This is a genomic window from Streptomyces sp. DSM 42067, from assembly GCF_055792885.1.
Window position 1 is genome coordinate 8,116,398 of the sequence record NZ_CM147706.1, and the last position, 21,782, is coordinate 8,138,179.

21 protein-coding genes and 5 pseudogenes are annotated in these 21,782 nt (G+C 69.8%); 22 read left to right on the top strand and 4 right to left on the bottom strand.

The window, feature by feature from the left end:
* Nucleotides 1-57: 57 nt before the first annotated feature.
* The 15 genes and pseudogenes from ACSMXV_RS36345 to ACSMXV_RS36415 all read left to right on the top strand — a co-directional run bounded on the left by ACSMXV_RS36345 (nucleotide 58) and on the right by ACSMXV_RS36415 (nucleotide 10,197).
* Nucleotides 58-516 (top strand): hypothetical protein, encoded by a 459-nt coding sequence (locus ACSMXV_RS36345; protein WP_473175343.1) that lies wholly within the window; start codon nucleotides 58-60, stop codon nucleotides 514-516.
* 314 nt (nucleotides 517-830) lie between these two features.
* Nucleotides 831-1,403 (top strand): transposase family protein, encoded by a 573-nt coding sequence (locus ACSMXV_RS36350; protein WP_473175344.1) that lies wholly within the window; start codon nucleotides 831-833, stop codon nucleotides 1,401-1,403.
* 640 nt (nucleotides 1,404-2,043) lie between these two features.
* The gene (locus tag ACSMXV_RS36355) at nucleotides 2,044-2,397 is read left to right on the top strand and encodes a cyclic nucleotide-binding domain-containing protein (RefSeq protein WP_473175345.1); all 354 of its coding nucleotides are present in this window, start codon (nucleotides 2,044-2,046) and stop codon (nucleotides 2,395-2,397) included.
* 166 nt (nucleotides 2,398-2,563) lie between these two features.
* A pseudogene (locus ACSMXV_RS36360) lies at nucleotides 2,564-2,806 on the top strand (ABC transporter permease); the annotation flags it as partial.
* A gap of 8 nt (nucleotides 2,807-2,814) precedes the next feature.
* A complete protein-coding gene (locus ACSMXV_RS36365) occupies nucleotides 2,815-3,051 on the top strand; it encodes an ATP-binding cassette domain-containing protein (protein ID WP_473175346.1) in 237 nt (78 codons plus the stop codon).
* Nucleotides 3,052-3,064: 13 nt separating this feature from the next.
* Nucleotides 3,065-3,628, top strand: coding sequence for an ABC transporter ATP-binding protein (locus tag ACSMXV_RS36370; RefSeq protein WP_473175347.1), 564 nt, complete (start codon nucleotides 3,065-3,067; stop codon nucleotides 3,626-3,628).
* A 221-nt stretch (nucleotides 3,629-3,849) separates the two neighbouring features.
* Nucleotides 3,850-4,362: pseudogene (locus tag ACSMXV_RS36375) on the top strand (transposase family protein); the annotation flags it as partial.
* Between the two features lie 183 nt (nucleotides 4,363-4,545).
* A complete protein-coding gene (locus ACSMXV_RS36380; protein ID WP_473179185.1) occupies nucleotides 4,546-5,484 on the top strand; it encodes an NADP-dependent oxidoreductase in 939 nt (312 codons plus the stop codon).
* A 55-nt stretch (nucleotides 5,485-5,539) separates the two neighbouring features.
* Nucleotides 5,540-6,223, top strand: a complete 684-nt coding sequence (locus ACSMXV_RS36385; protein WP_473175348.1) for an SDR family NAD(P)-dependent oxidoreductase — start codon at nucleotides 5,540-5,542, stop codon at nucleotides 6,221-6,223.
* Between the two features lie 53 nt (nucleotides 6,224-6,276).
* Nucleotides 6,277-6,408 (top strand): annotated as a pseudogene (locus tag ACSMXV_RS36390) (SDR family oxidoreductase); the annotation flags it as partial.
* 385 nt (nucleotides 6,409-6,793) lie between these two features.
* Nucleotides 6,794-7,432 carry an NAD(P)-dependent oxidoreductase gene (locus ACSMXV_RS36395; protein WP_473175349.1) on the top strand — a complete coding sequence of 213 codons (639 nt, stop codon included), beginning with the start codon at nucleotides 6,794-6,796 and terminating at the stop codon, nucleotides 7,430-7,432.
* Nucleotides 7,433-7,492: 60 nt separating this feature from the next.
* A complete protein-coding gene (locus ACSMXV_RS36400; RefSeq protein WP_473175350.1) occupies nucleotides 7,493-8,545 on the top strand; it encodes an LLM class flavin-dependent oxidoreductase in 1,053 nt (350 codons plus the stop codon).
* A gap of 106 nt (nucleotides 8,546-8,651) precedes the next feature.
* Entirely contained in the window at nucleotides 8,652-9,536 is an 885-nt protein-coding gene (locus tag ACSMXV_RS36405) for a dioxygenase family protein (RefSeq protein ID WP_473175351.1), read from the top strand.
* A 34-nt stretch (nucleotides 9,537-9,570) separates the two neighbouring features.
* Nucleotides 9,571-9,966 (top strand): nuclear transport factor 2 family protein, encoded by a 396-nt coding sequence (locus ACSMXV_RS36410; protein WP_473179186.1) that lies wholly within the window; start codon nucleotides 9,571-9,573, stop codon nucleotides 9,964-9,966.
* Between the two features lie 84 nt (nucleotides 9,967-10,050).
* Nucleotides 10,051-10,197 (top strand): hypothetical protein, encoded by a 147-nt coding sequence (locus ACSMXV_RS36415; RefSeq protein ID WP_473175352.1) that lies wholly within the window; start codon nucleotides 10,051-10,053, stop codon nucleotides 10,195-10,197.
* A 296-nt stretch (nucleotides 10,198-10,493) separates the two neighbouring features.
* On the opposite strand, the gene ACSMXV_RS36420 is transcribed toward ACSMXV_RS36415, so the two are convergent.
* Nucleotides 10,494-10,835 carry a family 78 glycoside hydrolase catalytic domain gene (locus ACSMXV_RS36420; protein WP_473175353.1) on the bottom strand — a complete coding sequence of 114 codons (342 nt, stop codon included), beginning with the start codon at nucleotides 10,833-10,835 and terminating at the stop codon, nucleotides 10,494-10,496.
* Between the two features lie 166 nt (nucleotides 10,836-11,001).
* A pseudogene (locus tag ACSMXV_RS36425) lies at nucleotides 11,002-11,352 on the bottom strand (alpha-L-rhamnosidase N-terminal domain-containing protein); the annotation flags it as partial.
* A 269-nt stretch (nucleotides 11,353-11,621) separates the two neighbouring features.
* Here ACSMXV_RS36425 and dctA point away from each other — a divergent pair.
* The 4 genes and pseudogenes from dctA (at nucleotide 11,622) to ACSMXV_RS36445 (ending at nucleotide 16,327) form a co-directional block, all read left to right on the top strand.
* A pseudogene (gene dctA / locus ACSMXV_RS36430) lies at nucleotides 11,622-13,026 on the top strand (C4-dicarboxylate transporter DctA).
* Entirely contained in the window at nucleotides 13,026-14,177 is a 1,152-nt protein-coding gene (locus ACSMXV_RS36435; RefSeq protein WP_473175354.1) for a glycerate kinase, read from the top strand. Before dctA ends, ACSMXV_RS36435 begins: the two are co-directional and overlap by 1 nt.
* Before the next feature lie 42 nt (nucleotides 14,178-14,219).
* The gene (locus tag ACSMXV_RS36440; RefSeq protein ID WP_473175355.1) at nucleotides 14,220-15,119 is read left to right on the top strand and encodes a LysR family transcriptional regulator; all 900 of its coding nucleotides are present in this window, start codon (nucleotides 14,220-14,222) and stop codon (nucleotides 15,117-15,119) included.
* 113 nt (nucleotides 15,120-15,232) lie between these two features.
* Nucleotides 15,233-16,327 (top strand): tartrate dehydrogenase, encoded by a 1,095-nt coding sequence (locus ACSMXV_RS36445; protein WP_473175356.1) that lies wholly within the window; start codon nucleotides 15,233-15,235, stop codon nucleotides 16,325-16,327.
* A 110-nt stretch (nucleotides 16,328-16,437) separates the two neighbouring features.
* Here ACSMXV_RS36445 and ACSMXV_RS36450 read toward each other — a convergent pair whose 3' ends face one another.
* Together ACSMXV_RS36450 and ACSMXV_RS36455 are read right to left on the bottom strand one after the other, a co-directional pair.
* Nucleotides 16,438-17,823 (bottom strand): MFS transporter, encoded by a 1,386-nt coding sequence (locus tag ACSMXV_RS36450; protein WP_473175357.1) that lies wholly within the window; start codon nucleotides 17,821-17,823, stop codon nucleotides 16,438-16,440.
* 390 nt (nucleotides 17,824-18,213) lie between these two features.
* Nucleotides 18,214-19,068 carry an IclR family transcriptional regulator gene (locus tag ACSMXV_RS36455; protein ID WP_473175358.1) on the bottom strand — a complete coding sequence of 285 codons (855 nt, stop codon included), beginning with the start codon at nucleotides 19,066-19,068 and terminating at the stop codon, nucleotides 18,214-18,216.
* Between the two features lie 146 nt (nucleotides 19,069-19,214).
* On the opposite strand from ACSMXV_RS36455, the gene ACSMXV_RS36460 reads away from it, so the two are divergent.
* Genes ACSMXV_RS36460 through ACSMXV_RS36470 form a run of 3 tightly spaced genes read left to right on the top strand, consistent with a single transcriptional unit; the run spans nucleotide 19,215 to nucleotide 21,473 of the window.
* Complete coding sequence (locus ACSMXV_RS36460; protein ID WP_473179187.1) at nucleotides 19,215-20,303, top strand: maleylacetate reductase; 1,089 nt, start codon at nucleotides 19,215-19,217, stop codon at nucleotides 20,301-20,303.
* Between the two features lie 12 nt (nucleotides 20,304-20,315).
* Nucleotides 20,316-21,263 (top strand): intradiol ring-cleavage dioxygenase, encoded by a 948-nt coding sequence (locus tag ACSMXV_RS36465; protein ID WP_473175359.1) that lies wholly within the window; start codon nucleotides 20,316-20,318, stop codon nucleotides 21,261-21,263.
* A gap of 45 nt (nucleotides 21,264-21,308) precedes the next feature.
* The gene (locus ACSMXV_RS36470; protein WP_473175360.1) at nucleotides 21,309-21,473 is read left to right on the top strand and encodes an NAD(P)-binding protein; all 165 of its coding nucleotides are present in this window, start codon (nucleotides 21,309-21,311) and stop codon (nucleotides 21,471-21,473) included.
* Nucleotides 21,474-21,782: the final 309 nt, after the last annotated feature.

Below are 21,782 nucleotides of genomic sequence, written 5' to 3' on the forward strand. Positions count from 1 at the left end.
GTGCCCCCGGGGCTCCTACGCCCCCGGTCAGGGTGTTGTGCCGTTCGGGAGGGTGCCGTGTCGTCGCTGGAGAAGATCGCGGCTCGCCGCGCGGAACTGGACCAGCAGGCCGAGACGCTGGCCAAGCAGTTGGCCAGGGTGGACGCCGAGCGCGAGGAACCCTCTGTCGCGGAGCGGGTCTTGCGGCGTCTGTACGAGCAGGAAGCCGAGGCTGCTGCTGCCGGTCTGGGTGTTGAGGCTGGGCAGCGGGTGGAGGTCGCGGGCCGGTCGGTGCTGAAGGTGCCACACCGCCGGGAGGTGCCGGATGCGTCCGCGCCGCCCGGCGACTACCAGCGGATGCTTGAGATCGTTAAGGCCGCGGGCGGGCCGGTGATGGTCAAGGAGGTCGGCGCCGAGCTGGGGATCGAGGTCTCGGTGCCGGGCCGGCTGGAGCCGTTGCGCGGGAAGCTGTCGAAGCTGGCCGCCCGTGGCTGGCTGCACAAGCTGCCGAACGGCACCTTCACCACCCGACCGTGAACGGTGCCTGTCAGGCCGTAACGGGCGGGCCCCCGGCCCGGGTTGAGGAGGTATGCCTACAACCAAGAACCCGGCCGGGGACCACGGTGAGCTTGTCTACCAGTGCCGACTGCCGCTGTCCACGCAGACCCTGCGCTTTATGACCAGGCTGCTTGCCGCTCACCTGAAGAAGATCCGGTCGCGGTGGCGGAAGCGTCCGGCCGGGCGGATCGCGGTGATCGTGCTGGCCGCGCTGCGGCATGACCAGCGCCTTGCCGACCTCGCCGGGGGCAACGACCTCTCACGCACCACCGTGGACCGGTGGCTGAAGGAGATTGATCGAGCTGCTGGCCGCGCGGGCTCCCAGGTTGGAGCGGGCCCTGGCAAAAATCGCCCGCGAGGGCGGCAGCGTGGTGCTGCTCGACGGGTCGCCGATACCCACCCAGCGCCGCACCGGCATCCCGATGAGGCGCCGCTGGTCGGCGAAGCATAAGCGCCACGGGCTGCTGGTCATCGCCCTGACCGACACCCGGGGACGACTGTTGTGGACCTCCACGGCCCGCCCGGCCCGCGGCTCGGAGGTCACCGCCTGCCGCCACGACGACCTGGTCGGCCGCCTGCGCGAGACCGGTCTCGCCGCGATCGCCGGCCTCGGCTTCGTCGGCCTGGACGACAACGCCGGCGACCCGACGGTCATCACTGGCTACAAGAAGCCGAAAGGCAAGAAGCTCTCGCTGGGGAAGAAGCTGGTCAACCAGCTGATCGCCGCGGAACGGGCGGTGTGTGAGCACGCGTTCGCGCATCTCAAGAACTGGCGCGTGCTGACCAGGCTCCGCCTCGACGTGAAGTGGGCCCCCCGACTCGTGAGGGCGCTCATGATCCTCAACCAGCGCGACATCGCCCGCTGACAGATGATCTTCACCGCAGACAAGCCCCAACGACCAGCACGAGCACGGCCTCATCCGCCCACGCCACCCCCGCGACCTGCACGTTCAGGATGAACACGACTCACTTACCTGGAATTTTGCCTCCCCGGACGGACGGCCCACCTTCCATCTCGACAAGACCGCCGACGGCGAGGCGCTGCTGGTCTGGCGCCGCATCGGCGACACGGCATCTATCGTCAGCCGTAGAGGCGACCGGGCCCGTCATCGGGCGTCCAGCTGAAGGATGTGCAGAACGGTGAGAGGCCGACGTCGAGAGCCGGCAGCAGAGCAGAGGTGCGTTTGAGCAGGGGCGCCGCCCCGGCCATGGGGCGGGTTTTCGCTGTTCGAGCAGCGCGTCGGCGATTTTCAGTACGGTTCGATGCCCCTCTACGGCGGTGCACCAGTCCTGGGGTGGCGTCTTCAGCCCGTGGGCTGTGCCCAGGAGGTTGCCGTACACCGCACCGGTGGAGTCGCTGTCGCCGGGGTGGGTGACGGACAGCGGTGAGCGTGGAGGCTCTGGGGCGGCGCAGTCCTGGGGGCAGCCGACGCTGGCGCCGCTGGTGCCGATCCGGGCGGTTGGCAGACCTTCCCGTTGGTGGCCCCGTGCCGTAGAAAGTCGGTCATGGGACCGTACTCCGTCCCCGTCGCCCAAGGTCCCTGGCCCGTCTCGACATTGCTCGGGAGGCTGGACGGGAGGATCGCCGCGGAACTGGTCGCCGCCGGGCGGCGGCGCACGGCGCATGCGGGTGAGGTGTTGGTGGGGCAGGGCGGGCAGGAGCGCACGCTACTCCTGCTGATGAGCGGGGCGGCGAAGGTCCTCGCCCAGACGGAGAGTGGCCACCAGGCGCTGCTCGCGGTCAGGGTCGGCGGGGACTGCGTGGGCGAGATGGGTGCGCTGGACGGCGCGCCGCGCAGCGCCACCGTCACCGCCTGCGGGCCGATGGAGCTGGTGGTGCCTCGTCATGCATCTCGATGAGCACGGCGGTGGTGAGGCGTTCGAGGGCGTCGGGGTTGGGGAAGATCTGTCTCGCCCAACCCGTACGAGCTGGAGCCAGTACGCCCAGGACATGACTGTCACGCATCACCACGGAAACCGGGACGCTCCATGACCTCAACCGAGTCGGCACAGCCCAAACGCGGCGCCGCAGGTCTTCACGGGCTGCCGCCTCGCACTGGCGATCGCCACCGTCGTCATGGTGGTGACCGAGATGGTCGGCTCCAAGGGCGGCATCGGCTGGTCCATCCTCGACTCCCAGCGGAGCTTCGACATGGTGGCGATGTGGTCCGGGATCGTCGTCCTGGGCTTCGTCGGCTACTCCCTCAACCTCGTCCTCCGCCTGGCCGAAGCGCGGATCCTGGCGTGGCACCACCAGAAGAACGGATAGGAACTGTCATGGATATCCGCAGCAACGACCGCTCCGGGACGCCACTGCTCCTGGTCCGGGAGCTCTCGAAGGCCTACGGCGACCACGAGGTGCTCGGCGGGATCGAGTTCGAGGTGCAGCGCGGCGAGATCATGTGCGTCGTCGGCCCCTCCGGCGCCGGCAAGACGACCCTGCTGCAGTGCCTGTCGGGCCTGTCGGAGCCGAGCTCCGGCCAGGTGGTGCTGAAACGGCGAGGCGATCCGTGAGACCCCGCCGGAGATGGCGATCGTCTTCCAGGACTACTCCCGTTCGCTGATGCCGTGGCTGTCGGTTCTCGACAACGTCACCGTCCCGCTCCGCTCGGCGAAGCTGGACAAGAGCACGCGCCGGGAGCGGGCCGTCGCCGCACTCACCGAGGTCGGTCTGGGCGAGCACCTGGAGAAGTACCCGTGGCAGCTCTCCGGCGGTATGCAGCAGCGGGCCGCCATCGCGCGCGCACTCGCCTACCGGCCGCAGGTCGTGCTCATGGACGAGCCGTTCGCATCGGTCGACGCCCAGACCCGCGCGGACCTGGAGGACCTTACCCTTTCACTGAAGAACCACATGGGCATCACGGTCGTGCTCGTCACCCACGACATCGACGAGGCGGTCTACCTGGCCGACCGGGTCCTGGTGCTCGGCAAGCGCCCCACCCAGGTCGTCGGCCTCGTCGAGGTGGACCTCGGCCACGAACGCGACCAGATCTCGACCAAGGAGAACCCGGGGTTCGCGACGCTGCGCAGCAGGGTCTACCGGGGCATCCGCGGCGAGCAGCAGTCCGTGAGCGGCTCGGCAGCCAGCTGAGCCGAGGCCTTCGAGTCGGCCGCCGTGTCCACCGACTGCTGGCTGGCGTACGGCTGCCCCGCCGACGCCATGTCCGACGCGAACGCCTCGCCCGCTTCCACACCCTCGCCGACAACGCGGGCGCCTGCCTGGGGCAGCAGCCATAGGGGGGAGTGCGCTGATCAACGGCCCTGTCTCATATTCGGTGGTGACGGAGAGTCGTGAGGGTCGTTGACACTCGCGTGAAGGATGTCAACGAGCTCGTGCAGACGGTGTTTTCGGGTCTTTCCCCGCTGGTCATAGAGGATGTGGTCGACGAGGGCGAGCGGATCGTGGTGCGGGCACGGACTCCCCAGGGCACCGCGGTCTGTCCGGTGTGCGGGGCGTCGTCGGGGCGGGTGCACGGATCTCACCTGCGGACGGTGGCCGACGTGCCGGTCGACGGACGGCGGGTGGTGGTCCGTGTGCGGGTGCGGCGCTTGGTGTGTCCCACGCGCGGCTGCCGGCAGACCTTCCGCGAGCAGGTGCCCGGGGTGCTGGAGCGTTACCAGCGACGCACGGCCCGTCTGACCAGGCAAGTCAAGGCTGTGGTCAAGGAGTTAGCGGGCCGGGCTGGATCACGTTTGCTGGCGATACTCGCGGCGGGCCTGTCTCGTCACACGGCCCTGCGCGCCCTGCTGCGCATCCCGTTGCCGACCGGGCGGACGCCCCGCGTGATCGGCGTCGACGACTTCGCTCTGCGCCTCAGGATCCGGTCGCGGTTGCGTTCGGTGTCGGCGCGCAGTCCCGTTCCGGGTCGCTGGTCCGGGGTGTCGCCGGGAGCTGCGGAAGAAGTCATGCCCTCACTCTACCCAAGTGGAACAGGCGGACCACTTCTGTTGTTACGCTGGACAGCAGTGGAAACGGGAAGGCCGTTTCGCTTATCGGGAGGTGTTGTCATGCGCGCTGTCACGCTGGACTCGGTGCCCGCGGCCCCGGCCGTGACCGAGGTGGAGACTCCCCGTCCCGGGGCTGGTGAGCTGCTGGTGAAGGTGGCCGTGTCCTCGGTGAACGGCATCGACGCCGCCACCGCCGCCGGCTACACGCAGGGGATGATGGAGCACCGGTTCCCGCTGGTCCTCGGCCAGGACTTCGCGGGCACCGTCGAGGCGCTCGGTGAGGGCGTGGACGGCTTCGCCGCCGGTGACGCGGTCTTCGGTGTGGTGATGAAGCGGTTCCTGGGCGCCGGAGCGCTGGCCGAGTACGTCACCGTGCCCGCCGGACACGGCGTCGCCCCGATCCCCGCGGGCGTGACGGCGGAGGAGGCGGGCGCGCTGGGCGTGGCCGGGGCCACTGCCCTGGAGAGCCTGAACGCGGTGGCCCTGGCCGAGGGCGAGACGCTGCTGATCTCGGGAGCCTCCGGCGGGGTGGGCGCGCTGGCCGTGCAGATAGCCGCCGCCCGCGGCGTGAAGGTGATCGCGACCGCCCGTCCCGGCGCGCAGACCGACTTCGTCACCGGCCTGACCGGCACCGAGGTCCACGTGGTCGACTTCACCGGGGACCTGGAGGCCCAGGTCCGGGCGATCGCCCCGGACGGCGTGGACGCGGTGCTGCACCTGGCGGGCGACGGCGCCTGGCTCGCCGGCCTGCTGCGGCCGGGCGGCAGGCTCGCCTCCGTCACCGGCCTGACCCAGGACGACGTCAAGGGCCAGGACGTCACCGTCCACACGATCATGGGCAACCCGAACGCCCAGACCCTGACCGCCCTGGCCGGGCAGGTCTCCTCCGGCGCGCTGCGCGTGCCGGTCACCGCCACCTACCCGCTGGAGCAGGCCACGGAGGCGTTCGCCGCCTTCGGAGCCAGCACCCCGGGCAAGATCACCGTCACCTGTTCTTGACCGGTCCTCCCAACCCGCCCCCCGCACACCCCTCGAAAGAAGAGAGATCCTGATCATGCCCACCATCGCCATCGTCGGCGCCGGCCCTGGCCTGGGCCTGGCCATCGCCCGCACCTTCGGCAGCCGCGGCTTCGACGTCGCCCTGATCGCGCGCACCAAGGAGAAGCTTCAGACGCTGGTCGACCAGCTCGGCCAGGAAGGCATCACCGCCGAGGCGTTCACCGCCGACGTCCTGGACCGGCCCTCCCTCACCGCCGCCCTGGACGCCGCGAAGGCTCGCTTCGGCAGCATCGACGTACTGGAGTACTCCCCGGCCCCGCACTCCCCGGTGCCCGGCCTCACCATGGCCGCTCCCTCGGAAGTCACGGTGGACAATCTGCAGCCGCAGATCGAGTACAACTTCTACGGCGCCGTCGCCGCCGTCCGCGCGGTGCTGCCCGCCATGCGCGAGGCCGGGACAGGCACCCTGCTGTTCACGACCGGCGGCGGCTCCGTGAACCCCGTGTTGCCGACGCTCGCCAACGTCAACGCGGCCGCCGCAGCCCTGCGCAACTGGGCGATCAACCTGCACAACGAACTGGCCGGCACCGGCGTCCACGCCGCCCACGTGGCGCTCAACGTGTGGATCGGCGAGGGCGGGCCCGAGGGCGTCCCGTCGGCCACGCCCGAGCAGATCGCCCCCCTGTACTGGGACCTGCACGAAAACCGCGACCGCCCCGAGGCCATCTTCAACGCCTGACCGGCGGCCCCACGCCCTCCCCGGGAGGGGGCGCGCCCGCTCCCCTCTCAGCTGCAATGGGTAACGTCGGCACCCCGGCCGACGCCGGGATGCAGGCCGCGGCCATCATGTTCCTCGCCTCCGACACCGCGAGCAACATCAACGGCGTCGTACTGCCGGTGGACGGCGGCTGGTCCGCGGTCTGACCGCGCAGCCGTCGAACCAGTTCTGCGGTGACCACGGAGGGGTCGAACCACTCTGCGGTCTGCCCATGAGCGGTTCCGTGCCCCCGTGCCGACGCTCGGCAACGCAAACGCCGCTGCCGCGCCCTAGGTGTTCTGGGTGATCAACCTGGACATGGAGCCGGCCGGCAGCGGCGTCCACGCCGCCCACGTCGCGATCAACGTGTGGATCGACGACGGCTGCCCCGAGGGCATCCCCACCGTCACCCCCGAGTAGATCGCCCCCGCGTACTGGGACGTGTACGAGGACCGCGACCGCTCCGAAGCCGTCTTCAACGCCTGACAGGCACCCCTACCCCGCTTCGGCCCCCCACAGCCTCCGCCCCCCACCGCAAGGAGCTTCTTCCCCATGCGTGTCACCGTCTTCGGTGCGACTGGCGGCATCGGCCGCCTCGTCGTCCAGCAGCTTCTGGACGACGGCCACCACGTCACCGCCCTCACCCGCAATCCCGCCAAGCTCACCCTCACCGACCCGAACCTGACGGTCATCCCCGGCCAGCTGTCCGACCGTGCTGCCGTCCAGCAGACCGTCACCGGCGCGGACGCGGTCATGAGTGCGCTCGGCCCGTCCCTGAAGCGGTCCGCGACCGGCACCCAGCTCACCGAGGGAACGCGCACCATCGTGCAGGCCATGGAGACGGAGCAGGTGTCCCGCTTCATCGGCCTGGCCACCCCCTCCCTGGCCGACCCGCGGGACAAGCCGCACTGGAAGCACAAGGTGCTGCCCGTCATGGCCGGGCTGATGTTCCCCAACGCTCTGGCCGAGCTGAAGGGCATGACCGAGGCCGTCACCTCCTCCGGCCTCGACTACACCATCGCCCGCATCACCAACCCGACCGACAAGCCCGCCGCCGGCCGCATCTGCTCCGGCTTCCTCGGCCACGACAAGGTCGGCTCCGCCATGAGCCGCGCGGACATCGCCGCGTTCCTCGTCTCCCAGCTCACCGACACCCGCTACCAGCGGGCCATGCCCGCCATCAGCAACTGACCCACCCCGTGGTGCCGGTGCTCACCGGCCGGCACCACGCCCCCTCGTGAGGAGCCCGCCGTGGAACTCGGCATCCTGTCCCTGTCCGACCTGCAGATCGACCCCGCCACCGGCGCCCTCCACGATGCCGCCCGGCGCACCCGCGAGATCGTCTCCTACGCGATCGCCGCCGACCAGGCCGGCCTGGACGTCTTCGGCCTCGGCGAGCACCACAGCCCCGACTTCTCCGTCGCCAACCCCGCCATACCCCTGGCCGCCATCGCCCAGGCCACCACGAACATCCGCCTGACCAGCGCGGTCTCCGTCCTGTCCACCCTCGACCCCGTCCGCCTCCACCAGGACTTCGCCTCCCTGGACCACCTCAGCAACGGACGCGCCGAGATCATCGCCGGACGCAGCGCCTTCCTCGAAGCCTTCACCCTCTTCGGCATCGACCCCGCCCACTACGACGACGTCTTCGCCGAGAAACTCGACCTCCTGCTCGCCATCCGCGACCGCGAACACGTCACCTGGTCCGGCCGCCACCGCCCCGCCCTCGACCACCTCCCCGTCCCGCCCCGCCCCCAGCAGGAGAAGCTGCCGCTGTGGCTCGGGGTCGGCGGCACCCCGGCCAGCGCGGAGCGCGCAGCCCGCCTCGGCCTGCCCATGGTCCTCGGCCTCATCGGCGGCGACATCCGCCGCGCCCGTCCCCTCACCGAGCACTACCGTGCCGTCGGCCAAGCCGCGGGCCACACCGCCGAGACCCTGCGCCTCGGCCTCACCAGCCACTTCTACGTCGGCACAACCTCCCAGGGCGCCCGCAAGGATCTCTACCCGTACTACCGCGAGTACCTGCGCCCCAAGACGCCAGGCGGGCGTGGCTGGCTGGTCGGCCCCGACGAGTACCAGGCCGTCTCGGGTCCCTTCGGCGCGCTGATGACCGGCAGTCCCCAGGAGGTCATCGACAAGATCCTCACCGAACGCGAACTGCTCGGTATCGACCGCTTCATGGGACAGGTCGACTTCGGCGGCATGCCGCCCGGCATGGTCAACGACTCCATCGAACTGCTCGCCACCGAAGTCGCCCCCGCCATCCGCAAGGAACTCGCACCGCCGGCAGGACCGGCAGCATGACCAGCGCCACCGGCTTATCCATCCGTGCCCCGCCGTTCCGCTGACGCCCTCGGCCAACTGATGTCTTCCCTCAGAGATCCCCCCACTTTTCGAGGAGTAGACCGGCATGACCACCACCGATCCGTCCTACGTCGACCCGGCGCGGATCAACCCCCGCGCGGTACGTCTCGTCGAGGCGTTCAAGGACGCTCTGGCCCGCCTGCGTGACGAGGAGGGACTGACCTTCGACGACCTCAACGCGGCCACCGACCTGCTGCAGAAGATCCAGACGGCCACCGGCGCCCCCCTGGCGACGGTCGCCATGCCGCTGTACAGCGAGCTCTTCCAGGGCGGCAAGGACGGCTACACCCCCTCCGAGGACGTCGAAAGCCCGACCGTCATCCCCGGCTCCCCGCGCATCGGCAACCCCGGCACCCTGCCGATGCGGCCGGACGAGCCCGGCACCCCGCTGATCGCCTCCGGCCGCATCCTGGACGGCCACGGCCAGCCGCTCGCGGGCGCCAAGCTGGAGATCTACCACGCGGCCAACAACGGCTACTACTCCGGCCAGTACGACGACGGACAGCCCAAGTACAACCTGCGCGGGCACCTGTTCACCGACGACGACGGCCGCTACACCTTCACCACCATCACCCCCGTTCCCTACGCCGACGACCACGTCACGTCGGTCGACGGGGCGGCCGAGGCCGCCGCGGCCCTCGGCCGCAGCCTCTACCGCCCGGCCCACATCCACTACGAGGTCCACCACCCCGACCTCATCGCCCCCTGGTACGGCGAAATCTATTTCAAGGGAGACCCCGTCATCCCCGTCGACTTCGTCGGCCCGAAGCTGGCCCACCCCGCCATGCAGGCCGACACCGTCCTGCACGAGGACCCCAAGGACATCGCCGAACACGGTTTCCAGGGCCCCTACAAGACCGCCGAGTTCGACTTCGTCCTCAAGACCCGCACCAGCCCCGGCATCGCCGCCCCGAAGGGGGCGACAGCATGACCCCCGACACGCAACGGCCTGGTCGCTGGCCCGGCTGAACCACGCCTTCTTTCACCACTACGACCGCCGCGAGTACGACCCGCTGCTCGACCTGTTCGCCCCCGACGCCCTGTACGAGGTGCACGGACGCAGGCTGCGCGGCCACGCCGAGATCCTGGACGTGCTCAACGCCCGCTCCGGTCCCGAGCTGACGGTTCGCCACCTGGTGACCAGCCAGCACTTCCACACCATCGGGGACACCACCGCCCAGGGAACCGTCTCCCTGATCGCTTACGCGGGACCGACCCCCGCCGGCGAGGGCCCCGCCCGCTATCCGGCCGCGAACGCCGGCCACATCGTCGAGGTGACCGACCACTACCGGGCCGAGAACGGGCGCTGGAAGATCGCACAACGTACCGTCGACATGATCCTCACCCCTGCCACCAACTGATCACCCCACGGTGTCGTCGGCGGAAACGTCGGCGTCCTCCGCCGGCGACACCACACCCCAAACATTTTCTGCCCAGGAGGCGCCGTGACCTACGCGTACGCCCTCGAGATCACACCCTGGTTTCCGAAGCTCCCCAACGGGCCGTTCACCGACGTCCGAGCGCGGCGCGCCATAGGTGAGGAAGACAGTCACACGAAGCGCGACCGCTCCGAGGCTGTCTTCACCGCCTGACCGGTGGACCCCACAGCCTCGGCTTGTTCTTCGAGTTCCAAGGCGGTCCCGCTCGACGCCGATGTCGGGGCGTTCAGCTGTTTTGCCCATGTCGTGGCAGACGGCCGCCGATTCTTCGGGCCGAGCGGCTGTCTTGGCCCGAACCGTCGACTTCTCCGGCGAGGAGTCAGAGATCGTGCGGTGCGGGACGGGCGACACCGCGCGGTTCGAATTAAGTGCAGTTCACACATGTTTCCGGCAGCCGACGCGTTCCGTTGCAGTGCCGGCACCCGGCCGGGAGAACTCCCGTACCCAGGTCAGGGGAGGCGGGCTGGGCAGTCCGTGGGGACGGCGAGGAAGCTGCCGCGCTGGGAGAGTACGACGTTGCCGTATAGCGTGTTCACGCGCTCGTCGGAACAGTGGAACTCGCCGATGCGGCGCAAGTCGCCAGACACGACGCCGACTTCCACCGCCTCGATGGTGACGTCGGGGGAGGTGGCGATCTCGGCGTACCGGAAGCCGTGGAAGGTGAACTCCGGCTCCAGTTCGACGGTGCCGCCGGCCAAGGTGTACTGGTCGGTGGCGCGTGCACCGCGCAGAATGCTGGTCTGCAGGCGGCCGTCGTCGTCGAGGATCTCGGCGTGCCGGACGGTGACCATGCTTCCCGGTGGGCCGTGGGCACGGAGCCGGAGCCAGCCGGTGATTCTCGCCCGCGTCGACGGCGATCGTGCTGTCGGGCAGTGTCCGTCGCTCGGGCCGGATGACCTGGACGACCCGTACGGGCGGGTGGGCCCGCTGGGCCAGCCCGGCGGGCAGGGAGAGCGCGGTGGTCTGCTCCCAGTCGCGGTCGTCGAAGCCCGGCCGGTGCCAGCCGTGCGGTTCGCGGCGGAGGTCGCGTTCGAAGCCGTCGTACAGGTTCGCCGCCAGCAGGTCGCCGTAACCGCCCCGCCAGTGGTCGTCGGTGGCAACCGTGACGGTGGTGCCGTCGGCCAGGGTGAATTCGAGCTGGGCGAGCAGTGCCGCTGTGTCGCCGTAGACGTTGCGGTTCTTGCGCCAGGTGAGATGGCCGCGGTACCAGCCGTCGCCGACCGCGGCGCAGAGGGCGTTGCGGCCAGGGACGAGCAGGCCGGTGACGTCGTAGGTGGCCCAGAGCAGCCGATGGGGTAGCTGGTCCAGGCCGGTTCCAGCACCTCGTCAGAGACGGGCCGGCCGTTGATGCGACGGCGCGACCCAGGGAGCCGACCCGACCAGAAGCACGTCCACTCCGTCATACGCAGGTCCCTTCACCCACGCAGTGAGCCTGCGGCCTGTGCCGGTACTGATAGGCCCGGCCTATACGGGGCATCGATTTTTGGTCGTGGACCCCTGACGTGTGGGCCGGTTCACTGTGGCCCAAGCTGGCGCGTGCCGATCGGGCTCGGTGTCGCGCGATCAGGGAGGTTGCAATGACGCAAACCCGGGACAACGAGCGAGCCGCACAGGCCGCGCGCATCGCGGCGAAGCCGTGGTACCGGCAGTTGTACGTCCAGGTTCTGGTGGCGATTTTGATCGGCATCGTGCTGGGCTGGCGGTGGCCGGATCTCGCCACCGACATGGAGCCGCTCGGCACGACGTTCATCACCGCGATGAAGATGCTGATCGGCCCGATCGTGTTCCTGACCATCATCGGCGGCATAGCGGGCGTCGCCGAGGGTCGGGCTCACCGGGATCAAGGCGTTGACGTACTTCCAGGTCGGCACGATCCTCGCCATGGCGGCGGGCCTGGTGGCGATCAACATCTTCCGGCTCGGCGACGGCGTGCACGCCGACCCGTCGACGCTGGACACCTCCGGCGACGCGGGCGAGTACATCGAGAAGGGCGAGCACCAGCAGTGGTGGGAGTTCCTCACCCACATCGTGCCGAACAGTTTCTTCGGCCCGTTCGTCGAGGGTGACATCCTCCAGGTGATCTTCCTGGCGGTGATCTTCGGCATCGCGTTGAAGGCGGTGGGGAAGGCGGGCGAGCCGGTCATCGCGGGTGTGCACCGGCTGACCGAGGTCGTCTTCAAGGTGCTGTCGTACATCATGAAGGTCGCGCCGCTGGGTGCCTTCGGCGCGATGGCGTACGCGATCGGGAAGTTCGGCCTGTCCACACTGACCAGCCTGGGTTCGCTGATCCTGCTCTTCTACGTCACCTCCGCCCTGTTCGTCGTGGTGGTGCTCGGCGGTGTGCTGGCCGCGTACGTGAAGCTGAACATCTTCCAGCTCTTCCGCTACTTCAAGGAGGAGTACCTGCTGGTCCTGGGCACGTCCACCGCCGAGCCCGCGCTGCCCGGGCTGATGCGCAAGCTCCAGCACATGGGGGTCGAGAGGTCCACGGTCGGCCTGGTCGTGCCGACGGGCTACAGCTTCAACCTCGACGGCGCGGCGATCTACCTCTCCCTCGCCACGCTCTACATCGCCCAGGCCACCGACACCCCGTTGTCCGCCACCCAGCAACTCGGGCTGCTCGCCGTCATGCTGCTGACCTCCAAGGGCGCCGCGGGTGTCGCGGGCGGCGGTTTCATCGCGCTCACCGCGACCCTGTCGACGGTCGGTACCGTTCCCGCCGCCGGCATCATGCTCGTCTTCGGTATCGACAAGTTCATGTCCGAGTGCCGGGCCATGGTGAACTTCTCCGGCAACGCCGTCGCCACCCTCTTCATCGCCCGGTGGGAGAACACCCTGGATCTGGCGCGGGCACGCGAGGTGCTGGCGGGCAGGGCGGTGGAACCGCAGGCGGCCGCCGAGACAGAAGCGGACACAGGAGCCGGAACGGAAGCGGCGAAGAGTCGGCCGGCCGTGGCTCCCAGCGCCGAGGTGGCGTCCTGATGGTGTCCGTCCTGGTCGCCCCGGACAAGTTCAAGGGCTCCCTCAGCGCCGACGAGGTCGCCCACGCACTGGAGCATGGGCTGCTGGAAGGCGCCCCGCATGCGCAGGTCCGCCGGCTCGCGCTGGCGGACGGGGGCGAGGGCAGCGTGGCCGCCGCCTGCGCGGGCCGGTTCCGTCCCGAGAAGGTCACGGTTGCCGGGCCGACCGGGCAGCCCGTCACGGCCGAGGTCGCGATGCACGGCCGTACCGTCCTCATCGAGGCAGCGGCCGTCTGCGGACTCGGCGTCCTGCCGGGCGGCCGCACGGCACCGCTCACGGCCACCAGCCGAGGCATCGGCCAAGCCGTCCGGTACGCGCTGGAGGGCGGGGCGGACACGATCGTTCTCGCCCTCGGCGGTGTTGCCACGACTGACGGTGGCGCGGGCCTGCTGCAGTCCCTCGGCGCGGTACTGGCCCGCGAGGACGGCACGCCGATCGGCCCGGGCGGCGCAGGGCTCGCCGACCTCCACACGGTCGAACTCGCCGAGGCCCGCGCCGCGCTGGCCGGGGTCGACCTCGTCCTGGCCACCGATGTCGACAACCCGCTGCTGGGACCGACAGGCACGGCCGCCGTCTACGGCCCTCAGAAGGGGGCGAGCGCGGACGACGTACGGGAACTGGACGGCGCGCTCGCCGGTTTCGTACGGCGGTTGGCGGCGGCGGGAGTCGCCGAGGCGGTACGCCATGCCGATGTCCCCGGTGCCGGGGCGGCCGGCGGGCTGGGGTACGCCGGGATGCTGCTGGGTGGGCGGGTGTGCTCGGGGGCCGACTACTTCCTCACCCTGCTCGGAGCCGACGACCTGCTGGCCGGGAGCGAGTTCGTGGTGACCGGCGAAGGCAGCCTCGACGAGCAGTCCCTGTCGGGCAAGCTGCCGGTTGCGCTCGCCCGGCGGGCCCGACGGCTGGACGTGGCGGTGCACGCGGTGGCCGGCCGCTGCACCCTGCCCGCGCACCGAACCGCCGCCCACTTCCGTTCCGTACAGGCCCTGACGGACCTGACCGACCAGGACTGCGCGCAGGACAGCGCCCTGTCTTCGCGGCTGCTCGCCGAGTGCGGGCGGACCCTCGCTGACCGCTGGATCGGACGCGGAGGAACGGAAACCGGCAGGTAGGCTCGCTCCGCCTGTTGTACCAGCACAGAGCGGGGAGGCGCCGTGGACGCCCGGCAACTGGAGTACTTCCTCGCCATCGTCGAGCACGGTGGTTTCAGCAAGGCTGCTGCTGCCCTCCACGTGGCCCAGCCGTCGCTGTCCCAGGCGATGGCGAACCTGGAGGCCGATCTCGGTGTGGCCCTCTTCCACCGGGTGGGGCGGGGCGTCGTACTGAGTGAAGCCGGTGCGGAGCTGCTGGAGCCGAGCCGGCGCGTGCTGCGGGACCTGGCCGCCGTACGGGACACCGCGGCCGCGCTCGCCGGGCTGCACGGCGGTACCGTCGAGGTCGCCACCATGCCCTCGCCCGGCATCGAACCGCTCACCACGCTCATCCACCGCTTCACCGAGCTGCATCCGTCGGTGACGGTGAGCACACAGGCCGCCTTCACCCCGGACGAGGTCATATCCCTGGTACGCAGCGGCGCCTGCGAACTGGGCCTGCTGGGCAGCGCCGCCCCCGTGCACCCGTCCGGGCTCGAGGTCCTGCACGTCGAGGACCAGCCGTTCGTGGTCGTCGCCGCGCCCGGCGGGGCGATCGAGGACGACGTCACGATCCGGCCCGAAGACCTGGCCGGCCAGAAGCTCATCGCGTCCCGCACCGGCAGCCTGATGCGCAGCATCGTGGACGACATCACCGCGGGCGGCACCGGAACGGAGATCGTGACGGTCGTCGACCACCGCACGTCGATCCTGCCGCTGGTCCTCACCGGGGTGGGAGTCGCGGTCCTGCCCTCCTCCTGGACCCGGCTGGCCCGCCGCTGCGGCGCGGTGGTCGCACCCATCGAGCCGACCGCCCACCTCCATGTGGCGATGGTCAGCCTGCCCGCGCATCTCACGCCGGCCGCGCGGACGTTCCTCGCTCTCACCAGGTCGCTGGCGCAGCGGCGGCCACAGGCCGCCTGACGCAGGACCGATCGGCCGCGCCTATACGTCGTATCGGAAGCAGGTCTTGGACGCGCCGTGACGTCGGTGTGTTGACTCGAACCCGACCGCACGACAGCGAGCCGGAGGCACCCATGACAGCCGCACCCCGCACGTTCCGCATCGCCGCCATCCCCGCCGACGGCGTGGGCAAGGAAGTCGTCGCCGCAGGACGCGCCGTACTGGACGCCCTGGCCGAGACCTCCAAGGGCTCCGACGCCGAATTCGCCTTCGCGTGGGAGGAGTTCCCCTGGGGCTGCGAGTACTACGAGCGCACCGGCAAGATGATCGACGACGACGGCCTGGAGCAGCTCAGGGACTTCGACGCGATCTATTTCGGCGCAGTCGGCTGGCCGACCGTCCCCGACCACGTCAGCCTGTGGGGCCTGCGCCTGAAGATCTGCCAGAACTTCGACCAGTGGGCCAACATCCGCCCCGTGCACTTCCTGCCCGGCGTCCAGAGCCCGCTGCGCAAGGCCGACGACACCGAGCTCGACTGGGTCGTCGTCCGCGAGAACAGCGAGGGCGAGTACGCGGGCCTCGGCGGCCGCAACCTCTCCGGACGCGGACCCGGCGGTGAAGTCGCCGTCCAGTCGGCCCTGTTCACCGAGGTGGGCTGCGAGCGGATCATGCGGTTCGCCTTCGACCTGGCTCGTACCCGGGCGCACAAGAAGGTCTCCTCCGTCACCAAGAGCAACGCCCAGCAGTACGGCATGGTCCTGTGGGACGACGTCTTCAAGCGCGTCGCCGCCGACTACCCGGACGTTGAGACCGAGAGCGTGCTCGTGGACGCGATGTCCGCCAAGTTCGTGCTGCACCCCGAGGACCTCTCGGTCGTCGTCGCCTCCAACCTCAATGCCGACATCCTCTCCGACCTCGGCAGCGCCCTGGCCGGCAGCCTTGGCCTGGCGGCGAGCGCCAACCTCAACCCCGAGCGCCGCTTCCCCAGCATGTTCGAGCCGGTCCACGGCTCCGCGCCGGACATCGCGGGCCAGGGCCTGGCCAACCCGATCGGCGCGGTCGGCAGCGCCGCGCTGATGCTGGACCACTTCGGCCTGCCCGACCAGGCGGCCCGGCTGCACAAGGCGATCGAGGCCACGACCGCCGCGGGCATCCTTACCCGCGACGTCGGTGGCACGGCCACGACGGAGGACGTGACCAAGGCCTTGATCGACGCGCTCAACGCCTGACGGTCTGAAAGCGAGCTCTGAACGTCACCGGCGCTTGCCAGGGAGGGGACACCGACTGGGCACTTGTTCTGGGTGCCCGGTCGGTATCGAGGCTGACCTCGGGGTGCGGATCAGGTCGGCTCCGGCAGGGAGCGCACGGTCGCGTCCGTACTCGCGTGTCCCACCGGGACTTCCTCTCCAGGGGCACGGGGAACCAGTCCGGTCAGTGCGGCACCGATGACGCCGGGTACGGCGAGGGCGTAGAAATTCCACTGGAGCGCCAGCCCGGCCCCGATGATGAGCCCGAGCAGCGGCGGGGCAAGCATGGAGCCGATGCGGCCGAAGCCCAGTGTCCAGCCCAACGCTGTGGCGCCCATCCGTACCGGGTAGTACTTGGAGACGTAGGCGAGGATGAACGTCTGCGTCCCCATCGCCCCGATACCCCCCAGCGCGACGGCCGCGTACAGCACCGCCGTGGGCAGCCGCAGGCTGAGCAGGATCACAGCGACGCCGGACAGCAGGTACGTCGTGACGATGATCGGCTTCGAGCCGAGCCGGTCGGCGGCCAGGGAGATGAGGAGTTGGCCGACGACAGCCCCGAGGTTGAACATGAGCAGGAAGCCGAGTGCGGAGCCGGAGGAGTAGCCGGCCCTGCGCATGATCTCCGGGAGCCAGGTGTTGTATCCGTAGATCATGAACAGGCACAGGCAGGACATGGCCAGGAAGCACAGAGTCGCCACGACGTAGTCGCGCGAGAGCAGGGCTTTCACCGGCGACATGCTGTCCGAGCCGGTTACGGTCGGCGCCTGCGTTGACGCAGGTGCTTCTTTCTCTGTGTCTTCCAGAGGGATGTTCCAGCGCCGAGCTGTCTGCTCCGCCTCGGCATGCCTGCCCTTCGCCCGGAGGAAAGCGATCGACTCGGGCAGGAACTTCAGGGCCACAGGCACGATCAGGACAAGCGGGAGGAGACCGAGTAGGAACATCGCCTGCCAGCCGAATCGGGGTATCACGAACATCCCGGTGAAAGCGGCGATGATGCCGCCCACGGGAAAGCCGCTGAAGATGATCGCGAAGACCAGGTTGCGTGCCTTGGGATGTGAGTACTCACCGCTGAGAGCGGAGGCGGTCGGCAGCACGCCGCCAAGGCCGAGGCCGGCGAGGAACCGGAAGATGCCGAACACCTCGGGGGAGGCCGCGATCGCGCACAGGCCCGTCATCACCGAGAACCAGGTCAGACAGCCGATCAGCATTCTGCGCCGGCCCAGAATGTCGGTGAGCGTGCCGACGGTCGTGGCTCCTATGAGCATCCCGATCAGAGCGAAGGAACCGATCAGACCGGCACCGGCAGGCGTCAGACCCCACCCGTGTTCGTGGAGCAAGGACGGGATGACAGCGCCGTAAATGACTACGTCGTATCCGTCGGCGACGATGGCGATTCCACAGATCGCGAGTACCAGCAAGGTCACCGGAGGCCAGGTGGCTTTGCCGCCACTTCCTCCGCGGCTCTCTTCGTGCATGACAATTCCTCTCACTGGGCTTCGTCGGTGGTATCTCTCTCGCACTTGAATGCGGCGTGCGCAGGTTCGTTGGTGGTAGTGAAGGCGATGGCCTGACTGTGTCGCCCGCGGCTCGTGTCGCACCGCTAAGTGTGCACACTATTACGGGGCTGTAAAGGGTTCAGTGCGGGAAACCTGCACCAGGTGTGCGATGTGGGCAGGGGCTGGAGATGTCGCCCCGCGGCAGCCGCTCTTACGCTGTTCTCTGCAGTTCACTCGGCCTGTATGCGGCCTGTATGCGGCCTGTATGCGGCGAATATCCTGGTCGCGTTGCGGTTCGGGAGTCCCTGGCGATGTCAGGCTACGTGCCACTCAAGGGTTCATTGTGTATGCACATTGATGGCAGGTGCCTTACGAAGCGGCGCTCGCGCCGAGGCCCCGGGAAATGCCCCGGCCGGCCAGCATGACAGCGGGGACCAGCAGATGGGTTCGGGCGTCGGCGCACACGACGGACAAGGCCGCGACCACGCGGCCTTTCGAGTCGGTGACCGGCGCCGCCACCGAATGGGCGTCTGGGCTCATCTCCTCGCGTACGACCGCGACGCCGGTCCGTCGGCAGTCCGCCAGCGTCAGACGAAGCGCGGCCGGGTCTGTAATGGTCCTGGGCGTGAAGCGGGCCAAGCCGTCCCGTACGACGTCTGTGAACAGCTCCTCGCCGGCGTGGGCCAACAGCACCTGGCCGACGGCGGATGCGTGCAGGGGAAGCCGGCCCCCGACCTGGGAAACCACCGAAACCGCGCCCGCCGCGGAGATTTTCTCGACGACGAGGGCGTCGGTACCGTCGAGGACGGCCAGCTGCACATGCTGCCGCGTGGCGGCATGGAGGTCTTCCATGACGGGCATCGCCTGGACACGCAGGGGCAGTCCTCGCGGATTGAGCGTGCCCAGCTCCCACAGGCGCAGGCCGATGACGTAGGCGCCGCTCGACAGGCGTTCCAGTGCTCCCCACGCCGTGAGTTCGCCGACCAGCCGGTGGGCGGTGGCGTGGCGGAGGCCGGTGAGGCGGCAGATCTGGGCGAGGGTCAGCTCCGGGCGTCCCTGCGTGAACGCGTCCCGGATCGCCAGGGCCCGGGAGGTGACTGTGCGACCACGGTCGCCGCTGTTGGCCGTGTCAGGTCCTTTCGCCGTGGTGGCGGGCCTTCCACCTCCGTCATTCTCCGGTCGGCAGACGGCCGTCGGACAGCAAGGTGTCCGTTCAACGGACATCGTACTGACCTCGTGGGTCTCCGCCTCGGACTCTCTGTCCCAGACCAACAGCCGAAAGGGGTCCGAGCATGCGCATGACCGAGACGTCGCAGGGCGGCGGCGGCCATGGCGCCGAGTCGCAAGCCGAGTCACAAGGCAGGTCGTTGCTGCGTTTCGACCACGAGAGCCTGCCTCAGCGTGTGTGTTTCGCCTCGGGTGAGGCGCAGGCGCTGGTACGGGCCGAGGTGGAGCGGCTCGGCGCTTCGCGGGTGATGGTGATCGCGGCAGCCGCCGAGGCCGAGCTCGCGCAGGCGGTCACCGCCGAACTGCCGGTCGTGATGCGGTGGGACGAGGTGGTGATGCACGTTCCCATCGAGGTGGCCGAGCGGGCGCGCGCCGCGGCGGCCGTCCACCAGGCGGATCTGCTGTTCAGCGTCGGTGGTGGGTCCACCACCGGCTTGGCGAAGGCGATCGCGCTGACCAGTGGACTGCCGATCGTCGCCGTTCCCACCACGTACGCGGGCTCGGAGGCCACGAGCGTGTGGGGTCTGACCGAGCAGGCACGCAAGACCACCGGCGTCGACGCACGGGTCCTGCCACGCTCCGTCGTGTACGACGCGACGCTGACGGAGTCCTTGCCGGTGCCGATGAGCGTCGCTTCGGGACTGAACGCGCTGGCCCACTGCGTCGACGCGATGTGGGGCCCCCGCGTGGACCCGATCGACCAGGCGCTGGCGGGGGAGGGGATCCGTGCGCTGGCGGCGGGCCTGCCCGCGGTGGTCGCCGACCCTTCCGGCCTTCCGGGCCGGGAGCGGACGTTGTACGGGACGTACCTGTCCGCGGTGGCGTTCTCGTCGGCGGGTTCGGGGCTCCATCACAAGGTCTGCCATGTCCTGGGCGGCATGTACGACCTGCCGCACGCCCAGACCCATGCGGTGGTGCTGCCCCATGTGCTGGCGTTCAACGCACCCGCCGCTCCGGAGGCCGAGAACCGGATCGCGGCCGCGTTCGGCGCGCCTTCGGCGATCGAGGGGCTGGAGCGGCTCCGGCGTGAGGTGGACGCGCCGAAGGCGTTGCGCGACTACGGGTTGAAGGAGACCGATGTCGACGACGCGGTGCAGGCGGTCCTGGACGTGGTGCCGGACGGCAACCCGCGTCCGGTGACGGCCGGAGACATCCAGCGCCTGCTGCGTGCGGCGTGGCGGGGTGCGGACCCGCGAACGATGGCCGACGACTCGACGACCACGACTCGATGACGAGGAGAACTCATGGCGACTGAGACGAGCGGGGCGGCCGAGCAGGTGACCCCCGAGCAACAGGCACGCGAACAGGCCCTGGTGGACAAGGTCGTGGCCTCGTTCGAGACCGCCAAGGACCCGCGGCTGAAGCAGTTGATGCAGGCCCTGACCCGGCACCTGCACGCCTTCCTGCGCGAGGTGCGCCTGACCGAGGCGGAGTGGGACGCCGCAATCGAGTTCCTCACCGCGGCCGGGCACATCACCGACGACAAGCGGCAGGAGTTCATCCTGCTGTCGGACGTGCTCGGCGCTTCCATGCAGACGATCGCGATCAACAACGAGGCGTACGCGAACGCCACCGAGGCGACGGTGCTCGGACCGTTCTTCGTCGAGGGCTCACCCGAGATCCCGCTGGGCGGAGACATGTCCTTCGGCGCCGCCGGGCAGCCGTGCTGGGTCGAGGGCACGGTCACCGACACCGACGGGAAACCGGTGCCGGGGGCCCGCATGGAGGTGTGGGAAGCCGACGACGACGGCTTCTACGACGTGCAGTACGACGACGACCGTACCGCGGCGCGGGGCCACCTGTTCAGCGACGAGATGGGCGACTACCGGTTCTGGGCGATCACCCCGACCCCGTACCCGATTCCGCACGACGGTCCGGTCGGCGCGCTCCTCGCAGCGGTGGGCCGTTCCCCGATGCGCGCCTCGCACCTGCACTTCGACGTCCGCGCCGAAGGCAAGCGAACCCTGATCACCCACATCTTCGTCCGCGGCGACGAACTCCTCACCAGCGACGCCGTGTTCGGTGTCAAGGACTCGCTCATCCACGACTTCGTGCAGCACGCCGCGGGCACACCCACTCCCGACGGCCGCGATCTCGCGGGCCAGTCCTGGGCGAGTGTCCGTTTCGACATCGTCCTCGCTCCCGCGGACATCACGGGCGCGGGTATTCCCTCGGGCGACAGGAGCCGGTGAACGATCAGCGAGGACAACAGACGAACGCCGGGCCTGCGCGTGGCCGTGGCCGGCGGAGGAATCGGCGGCCTTGCCACCGCGGCGTTCCTGCACCGGGCCGGGATCGAGGCCACCGTGTACGAGCAGGCGCCCGCCCTCACCGAGGTCGGTGCGGGCCTCGTCGTCTCCCCGAACGCCACGCGCACGGCGCCGATCCCCTCGCCGCGGTGAAGGCAGCGGTCCCCGAGGCGTCGCTGCGGCTCGGGACGCGTCTCGCCGGCCTCCCCAGACTGGACGAGGCGGGAGTGGAGCTCACGTTCACCGATGGAACACGGGCGGTCGCCGACGTGGTCGTCGGCGCCGACGGCGTCCACACCACCGTCGGACAGTACGTGACCGAGGCGGGCGCACCGCGGTTCTCGGGCATCTGCGCCTGGCGATGCCTCGTACCGGCCGAGAGCGCACCGGAGTTCGCGCGCCATCCGGCCCAGACACTGTGGCTCGGCCCCCGACGGTCCCGCTCAGCAGGCCAGGGACGCC